Here is a 1257-nt window from a genome sequence, read left to right on the forward strand (position 1 = left end):
ACGAGGGCCACCGCGGGGGACGTCAAAGCAGCAGCTCGGTCAGCAGGTGGATGACCAGGCCGGCGAGCGCCCCCACCACCGTGCCGTTGATGCGGATGTACTGCAGGTCACGGCCCACGTGCAGCTCGACCTTGACCGCGGTCTCGGTCGGCTCCCAGTTCGCGACCGTATCGGAGATCACCGTGGAGATGTCGGAGCGGTACCGCCGGACGAGCCACGCGACGGCCTCGGTGGCGGCGGTGTCGACACCCGCCCGCAGGTGGGGGTCGGTGACCAGCCGCCCGCCGAGCGCCTGCAGCTCGTCGGTGATCCTGGTCCGCAGCGCGCTGTCGGGATCGCCGGCGACGTCGGTCAGGATGGACCGGGTGGCGTTCCACATCGCCGCGGCCGCCTGGTGGATCTCGGGATGGTCGCGGACGCGCTCCTTGAGCTTCTCCACCCGTTCGGCGGTGTCCGGGTCGGTGCGCAGCTGCTCGCCGAACCGGGCGAGGAAGTCGTCCAGGGCCCTGCGCAGCAGGTGCTCGGGATTGGCGCGGACCTCGGCGGCGAACCGCAGCGCCTCCTCGTACGCGCGGGCGGCGATCACATCGTCCAGGAACCTCGGCGACCACGACGGCGCCTGGTCGGCGACGATCCGCATCACCGTGTCGGGGTTGTTGCGCAGCCAGGTCTCCGCCTGGACGGCGATCACGTCGACGAGCCGGTGGTGCAGGCCGCCGGCGGCGATCCGGCCGAGCGCCGTGCCCGCGGCCGGCGCCCAGGGACGGTCCATCACCCTGGCGAGGATGGTTTTCTCCATCACCTCCAGCGTCACCTCGTCCCGGATGTTCGAGACCGCCTCGACCAGCCGGCTGGACGCCTCCGCGGTGATCCTCTCGGCGTTGCCGCGCTCGCTGAGCCAGGTGCCGATCTGGACGGCCGCGCCCATGCTCGCGACCTTCTCCCGGATCACCGCGTCGGCCAGGAAGTTCTCGGAGACGAACCGCTCCAGGCTGCGGCCGAGGTCGTCCTTGCGGTTGGGGATGATCGCCGTGTGGGGGATGGGCAGGCCCAGCGGCCGGCGGAACAGCGCGGTCACCGCGAACCAGTCGGCGAGCGCTCCCACCGCGCCCGCCTCCGCCGCGGCCCGGACATAGCCCGCCCAGCCCGGCCCACCACCGGACTCCCAGCGCCAGAACACGACATAGACGACCACCACGAAGACCAGCAGGCCGGTCGCGATCGTCCGCATCCGGCGCAGCCCCCGCTGCAGCTCCG

Annotated in this window: 1 protein-coding gene; it reads right to left on the bottom strand. The window is 72.2% G+C overall.

The window, feature by feature from the left end; translation table 11 throughout:
* Positions 1-22 precede the first annotated feature (22 nt).
* Positions 23-1257: DUF445 domain-containing protein (locus AC5LSR_RS22725; RefSeq protein WP_493468983.1), on the bottom strand; the 1235-nt coding region annotated here is incomplete at its 5' end.

The organism is Protofrankia sp. CiP1_Cm_nod4, from assembly GCF_982290645.1.